The organism is Halobacillus sp. BBL2006 (assembly GCF_000786645.1).
In the GTDB taxonomy this organism is placed as follows: Bacteria; Bacillota; Bacilli; order Bacillales; family Halobacillaceae; genus Halobacillus.
Window position 1 is genome coordinate 1 of record NZ_JRNX01000261.1, and the last position, 7,020, is coordinate 7,020.

Genomic DNA, 7,020 nt, shown 5'->3' on the forward strand with positions numbered 1-7,020 from the left:
TCTCTCTCGTTTTTGGTTTTTTCTTTCAACGTTTCTAATTGACGATTCAATCGGTGCTGTTCCTCTTGGTATTTCTCTGTTCTAGCCTTCCATTGTTCCAATTGAGTTTCAGACGTACGCAGCTGCTTCCGAATCGATAAATATTGATCCAGCTTCTCTTGTTCTTCCACTTTCCTCTTCCAATTATCTTTTAATGATTGCCGCTTATCTTCTTTTGCTTCTTCCTGAGTATAAATTTCTTTGATCTTTTCAAACTCTTCTGCTTTTTGTTTTCGTAATTCTCTCTTCTCTTTCAGTGTCTCTTTTTGCTCTTCCAACTCACGTTCACGTTCTAACCATTGTTTCTCGTATGGATAGACTTGAGCAGCCGCCTTGCCCCAAGTAAGCTCCTCTTTTAAAACTTGGATATCATACTTTTGCTTAGTCAACCGTGTTTCTTCCACCTGAACTTTTTCCAACTCGTCGAAATTTTCCTGCAGTTGCTTAGCTTCATGATAGCTGTTCTGGTACTGTTCGGCTTGATTATTCAAATCCTTTAAATGATCCTCTTCCACATCCACCAGTTGTTTCTGCTCCGAGAGGCGCTTCTCTAGTAATTTAATAATATGCTCTGGATCTGCGTTATCTATATCTTCATTACTGTCAATTCCCCATTGAATCTTATGAATCTCCTGATTCATTTTCCATTGAAATTGTTCAATTTCCTTTTCAAGAGACTTCGATTGACTTTTAAAATAATCAGTAAGCTCAGAGTAAAATTGCGTTTTAAAAATGCGTTGTAAAATTTCTTCTCTTTCTTTACTATTCTCAGAAATAAGCTTTCTGAACTCCCCTTGAGGAATCATGATCATTTTTCGAAATTGTTCATAATCCAGGCTTAAAATTTCTTCAATATAGTCATTGACTTCTTTAATCTTAGAGGCAATAAGTTTTTCTCCGTCCGAATGTTCCATATATAATTCTGCACGGGCGGGGTCTTCTTTCCATCCCTCTCCCCGTTCTTTTTTCCTCATTTGCTTGGGCATACGAACGATTCGGTAGGCTTTTCCTCTCAGCTCAAATTGAAAATCAACAAAGGTCGTATCCTCAGGATCTGCGAAGTGGCTTCGCATGCTGTCCTGGTCACGGTCACTCCCGCTCGCCCTTCCATATAAAGCAAAACACATCGCATCAAAAATCGTCGTTTTTCCTGCTCCAGTTGGACCAGTAATTAAGAATATTGATTCTTCTCCCAGTGTTGAGAAGTCGATGGTCTGCTTAACGCGGTAAGGACCGAAAGCGTTCATCGTCAACGAAAGTGCTCTCATGCTATTCTCCCCTTTCTCGATCTTTCAAATTTTCAATCGCTTGTAAAACCAGCTCTTTACGATGATCTGGAATGGAATCCCCTTTAATGTCCTCATAAAATGAATGGAACAGATCTTGGTGTGACAACTTCTGCCGTTCCTTGGCTTTATGAAGGTCCTCGTATGGATTGTTTGTTAAAGATCTTCTTCGTTCAAGGTGAAGAATATTCGGATAGACTTTTCTCAATTTTCCCATTGGATCAATCAACTGCCCGTCATCCAGTAAGCGTACATGCAAGTAATTTTCCGGGTCAGCTGCAGCCCCTCCCCCTAAAAGCTCTTCAAAATAACCTTCTATGATCTCAAAATCACGCTCAGGAACAAGAGGGATTTTCTCCAATGTACACTCTCCATCTGCTTCTAAATCAACCATGGTGATCGATTTATTATGATTCGCTTCTGAAAAAGAGTATTTTAAAATCGAACCACTATAACGAATGTGATCAGCTGTCACTCTCTGGGCCTGGTGTAAATGTCCAAGGGCAATGTAGGAAAAACCTTTTAACAAGTGGGCATCAATATAAGGACTTCCTCCAATCATGGAGAGACGCTCCTCCGATTCTGTTTCCATTCCACCAGCAAGAAACGCATGTCCAATCCAAACGTGACGATCGTTCATGTTAAAGCGGTTGTGAATATCTTCGATCAATTTTTCAGCAGCTTGCTGATGGGATTTAATAGAAGGATCTTCGAAAACATGGGCAACTTCTGCCGGTTCAACATAAGGAATAAGATGAAAATAGACAGGGCCCTCACTATCGTGAAGAATGACTGGCTCACGGTTTGGTTTAATTTTTGTATCTAAGAACAAACCCTGTCTACGAAAGAGTTCTGTTCCGAACTCCAGACGATCAGGACTATCGTGATTTCCTGATATAGCCAGGACAGGGATATTAAAGTCATTAATGAGTTTTGTTAACGTCTGATTTAAAAGTTCAACTGCTTTTTTTGGCGGAATAGATCGATCATAAAGATCCCCGGCAATGATGATGACATCCGGTTGTTCTTTTTCGACAATTGAAATGAACTGATCTAATATATATTGCTGATCTTCCGTCATATGCACGTAATTGACGATCTTCCCCAAATGCCAATCCGCTGTATGTAAAATACGCATACAGACTCTCTCCCTTACATGATTTATTCTTCATCTAGTTTGTAAGTTTCATATAATCGATCAAAAACTGACAGCGCACTAGGAAATGGAATATTCCACTCTAAATAGCGGCTGATTTCATCATACGACTTCGCCTGTTTAGGGAAACTATGATCTTCAAACATCCAATCTGCCAGCCTTTTCTCTTCGTTATTTTTACGATTTCCACGATATCGCATCATATAATGGTAAAAAGATCTCATGTTTTTCTCCTCCTGAAACTATACTACTTCTTTTTTATCACGGATTCTTCATTTCGGCAAAAGAATCGTTGTAACAACTTCATGGGTGCCAGAACCGCTCCATATTTACAGTTAACTTTAGACATTATCACAAGGATTTGATATAAAAAAGAATCCTCATTCAGAGGATTCTTTTTTTCTATTCATCTTCCATGAATTCCTGATGATTTTTCAACTTTTTCCTGAATACAATTCTGGATAAAATAATGCTGATCTCATACAAAATGATAAGAGGTATGGCCACAACAATTTGCAGAATAAAATCGGGAGGGGAAATGATTGTCCCGATGATAATCAGAATGAAGTAAGCGTATTTTCTCACTCTCACCAAAAACATAGGATTTACGACCCCGAGACTCGTTAAAAACATCGTCAGAATCGGAATCTCAAAGAGAACAGCAAATGGAATTGTAACTCTGAATAAAAATTTGAAATATCTCTCTACTGTATAAATTTCATTGAACATTCCGTCATTCAAAGAAAGTAAGAATGGCAGAATCATTTGAATAAACACAACATATCCAAATGTCAACCCTGATAAAAACAATATGAAAATCGCTGGTATATAAGCCAATGACACCCGGCGTTCTTTAGGAGTCAGTGCTGGCTTGATGAACAACCATACTTGCAGGCATAGAACTGGCAAGGTCCCAGCTATGGCAACGATACTTGCAATCGTGAAAAAGATCCAGATGATCTCTCCTGGGCTTGTCATATTTAAGTCAAAAGGCAAGTCTGCGACAAAAAAATCTTGAATGGTTCTTACATTCAAAAACCCAACGACAAAGAAGGCAATAAAAAAAACGAGCGTCCATATGATCCTTTTCCTTAATTCGCTCAAATGGTCGGTAAAATTCATTTCTACATCTTGTGTTATATTTTCATCTGACAATTGATCCACCTCCAGGCTTATCACAGCCTGCAAAAAAGAAGATGTAAGAGGGAGTCCTCTTACACCTCGCTATTCATTTTATTCGTCCTTGTTCTTGTTCTTGGTTTCATCATCTGACATGATATCTCCGGTCGCTTTTTTGAACTCTTTTAAGGAGCTTCCAAAAGCTTTGCCAATTTCCGGCAATTTAGATGGGCCGAAAATGACAAGGGCAATGATCAAGATCAGGATAAGACCTGGTACACCAATGTTTGATAACACGGTTCATCACTCCATTATTTTTTCACATCTGAATCTTCTTTCACATCATCTGTCAAATCACGTGCTGAACTTTTGAATTCTTTCAATGTTTGTCCAGCCGCTTTTCCGATTTCAGGAAGCTTTTTAGGCCCAAAGATGACGAGAGCAATCGTCAAAATTAAAATAAGGCCAGGAATTCCGATACTCGACAGCATATCCTTCACCGCCTTCAATAGTTAGCTTATTATTACGACATATTCTTCATTATGTTTACACCGAGTTCACTGAACGGAGAATTAATTAAGTATTTCAATATCATGATATCATTTTTTAAGGGAAATGTCTTGATCGCGCCTGATTTTTTACCATTCTCTGCGCAAGTTCATAATCCCCGGGTGTATTCATATTGAAAAAATGATTTTCTACAGTTTTCTTTGGCAATGAGTTGAAATCCGTAACATAGTAAGTATTCACGTTATCCAGCAATTTCGCAACTTTACGATGACCAGCTTGCAATAAGGCAGTAAGTTCATCGCTCACGCTTTTATGATAAATCCCTGATAACGGCTGAAAACGCCCATCATAGACGGGGATGACTGCTTGAGTTCCTTCACATATGAACCGCATTAAGTGTTGATAAACGTTTCGATCGATGAAGGGTGTGTCACAAGCAGACACTATAAACCACTCTTCGTTTCTCGCCTCTATCACGGCATGAAGGCCTCCTAGCGGACCGGCGTCTTCATATACATCTGGAATCGTTGGGATTTCAAAAAGTGACTTTTTATTTTTGTTCAGAACGACGAAAGAAGTCAAACACCCCAATTCTTCCATAATCCGCTCCTCCACAGTAAAACCACCGACAATTAAATTGCCTTTATCCTCGCCCATGCGTGTTGATCCACCCCCTGCCAAGATAGCGGCACAGGTGTTTTCACTATTCATCATGTTTCAACACGATCATAAGTGCGGAAGTAATAATCATAAGGATTCTTTTCATCTTTCTTACCTTGCGTCTCGGATATCAGCTTCCATTCACTTTCATCGTATTGAGGAAAATGAGTATCTCCCTCAAACTCGTGGTCGATATATGTCAGATACATCCGATCTGCATAAGGCAGCATTTTCTCAAATAAGACACTGCCTCCAATTACAAACCACTCATGATCAGGTTGATCCTTCTCTAATTGCAGAATATCTTCAATAGAATGGACGACCTTACAGCCTTGCCGATTATAATCTCGGTTGCTCGTAATGACGATGTGTTCTCTTTCCGGCAAAGGTTTTCCAAAAGATTCAAAGGTCTTCCGTCCCATAATTATAGTTTTGCCCCATGTCATGTCTTTAAAGAACTTAAAGTCATTGGGAATATGCCACGGAAGATCGTTATCTTTACCAATTAGTCGATTTTTGTCCATCGCGAATATGAATGAAATCATCGATTATCACCTCTTCTTTATTATACGGCTACTGGTGCTTTGATCCCCGGGTGAGGGTCATAGCCTTCAATTTTAATGTCTTCCATTTCAAAGTCGAATACACTTTCAATGTCTTCATTTAATAATAGCCTTGGCGCTTCTTTTGGTGATCTGGACAATTGTTCTTTGATTTGATCCAGATGATTGGTATAGATGTGTGCATCTCCCAGTGTGTGAACGAATTCTCCCGGTTTCAAGCCACATTCATGTGCAATTAAATGAGTCAACAACGCGTAACTGGCAATGTTAAACGGAACTCCTAAAAATATATCCGCACTACGCTGGTAAAGTTGGCAGGATAATTTTCCGTCCGCCACATAGAATTGGAACATCGTGTGGCAAGGAGGCAAAGCCATATTGGATGGTACGTCCTCAGGATTCCAAGCTGTGACAATATGTCTTCTGGAATCAGGATTTGATCTGATGCCTTCAATCACATTTTTCAACTGGTCAATTGTCTCGCCCTGAGACGTTCGCCAGTCTCTCCACTGTTTCCCGTATACAGCTCCAAGATCTCCATATCTTTCAGCAAAAGAATCGTCGGTGAGAATCCGCTCCTTAAATATCTTCATTTGTTCATCATAACGCTCTTTGAACGCTTCATCCTTTTGACTTCTTCTCCCGAAATCAGTCATATTCGGTCCTACGTATTCTTCACTTTCCACCCACTTCTGAAAAGCCCATTCATTCCAAATATTATTGTTGTGTTTTAAGAGATAACGAATATTCGTATCCCCTCTCATGAACCAAAGTAATTCGCTTGCAATCAAACGAAATGGAATACGCTTCGTCGTAAGCAGAGGAAAGCCATCCTGTAAATTGAACCTCATCTGGTGGCCAAATACAGAAAAGGTGCCAGTTCCAGTCCGATCACTTTTTTCTGTACCTTCTTCCATTACGTAACGACATAAATCTAAATAAGCTTGCTCGTTTTTCAACATCCTCTTCAACCTCCTTGACACCTTCACGGTTGTACTTCTGTTTCTCGTTGGAATTCTTCTAAAAATAGCAGCATGAACTGATGTCTGCGCTCTGCTTCTTGTCTACCTGATTCCGTATTCATCAAAGGGGCCAGCTTCAATAATTTATCATAAAAATGCTGGAGCGAATTAGGGGCCATTTCGTTTTTACTTACGATCTGTTGTCCTTTTGCACCGCCGAAAGCAAACGTTCTAGCAATCCCTATTGCCCCCACAGCATCAAGCCTGTCTGCATCTTGAACGATTTTTCCCGTTATCGAATCAGGAACTTGTCCCTTATGAAAGGACACCGTATCGATTGCTTCATTTATATCCGCTATAACCCTCTCTTTAAACCCTAATTCCTTTAACAATCTATTTTGCTCTTCTTTAGCATGCACCGGATCTTTAAAAAGTTTTCTGTCGCCGATATCATGTAACCAGCCGATCACTTCACATAGAAATGGATCGGCACCTTCATTTGCAGCTAGATCACTGGACCACCTAGCCACTCTTTCCATGTGGGTAAAGTCGTGGCCGCTGGGTTCTGAACTGAAATGGGAATGAACAAATTGTTTAATTTTTTGTAATGCTTCCTTTTGATTCATAGAACCTCCTAAAATTGAAACAAATCCATCTGTCTTGGGTTCAAATCTTTATATTGAATATGAAGAAGATCCATCATCTGTTTAGCATTATCGGCAGCA

General features: G+C 39.7%; 10 protein-coding genes. All 10 read right to left on the reverse strand.

Going from position 1 to position 7,020, the window contains the following annotated elements:
• Positions 1–1,307: AAA family ATPase (locus LD39_RS08665; RefSeq protein WP_035545249.1), on the reverse strand; the 1,307-nt coding region annotated here is incomplete at its 3' end.
• Position 1,308: 1 nt separating this feature from the next.
• Complete coding sequence (locus LD39_RS08670) at positions 1,309–2,463, reverse strand: exonuclease SbcCD subunit D (RefSeq protein ID WP_035545250.1); 1,155 nt, start codon at positions 2,461–2,463, stop codon at positions 1,309–1,311.
• A gap of 23 nt (positions 2,464–2,486) precedes the next feature.
• Entirely contained in the window at positions 2,487–2,705 is a 219-nt protein-coding gene (locus tag LD39_RS08675; protein WP_035545253.1) for a YozE family protein, read from the reverse strand.
• 178 nt (positions 2,706–2,883) lie between these two features.
• Complete coding sequence (gene tatC / locus LD39_RS08680; protein ID WP_052158785.1) at positions 2,884–3,603, reverse strand: twin-arginine translocase subunit TatC; 720 nt, start codon at positions 3,601–3,603, stop codon at positions 2,884–2,886.
• Between the two features lie 111 nt (positions 3,604–3,714).
• Positions 3,715–3,897: a twin-arginine translocase TatA/TatE family subunit gene (tatA, locus tag LD39_RS08685; RefSeq protein ID WP_035545256.1), complete on the reverse strand. Its 183-nt coding sequence runs from the start codon at positions 3,895–3,897 to the stop codon at positions 3,715–3,717.
• A gap of 14 nt (positions 3,898–3,911) precedes the next feature.
• On the reverse strand, positions 3,912–4,091 hold the full coding sequence (locus LD39_RS08690; RefSeq protein WP_035545258.1) for a twin-arginine translocase TatA/TatE family subunit: 180 nt from the start codon (positions 4,089–4,091) through the stop codon (positions 3,912–3,914).
• 115 nt (positions 4,092–4,206) lie between these two features.
• Positions 4,207–4,824, reverse strand: coding sequence for a molybdenum cofactor guanylyltransferase (locus LD39_RS21770; protein ID WP_081988387.1), 618 nt, complete (start codon positions 4,822–4,824; stop codon positions 4,207–4,209).
• Positions 4,821–5,315 carry a dihydrofolate reductase gene (locus tag LD39_RS08700; protein ID WP_035545261.1) on the reverse strand — a complete coding sequence of 165 codons (495 nt, stop codon included), beginning with the start codon at positions 5,313–5,315 and terminating at the stop codon, positions 4,821–4,823. The genes LD39_RS21770 and LD39_RS08700 overlap by 4 nt, the downstream gene beginning before the upstream one ends.
• Positions 5,316–5,335: 20 nt before the next feature.
• Positions 5,336–6,295, reverse strand: coding sequence for a thymidylate synthase (locus LD39_RS08705; RefSeq protein WP_035545262.1), 960 nt, complete (start codon positions 6,293–6,295; stop codon positions 5,336–5,338).
• A gap of 23 nt (positions 6,296–6,318) precedes the next feature.
• A complete protein-coding gene (locus LD39_RS08710; RefSeq protein ID WP_035545264.1) occupies positions 6,319–6,921 on the reverse strand; it encodes an HD domain-containing protein in 603 nt (200 codons plus the stop codon).
• Between the last annotated feature and the right edge of the window lie 99 nt (positions 6,922–7,020).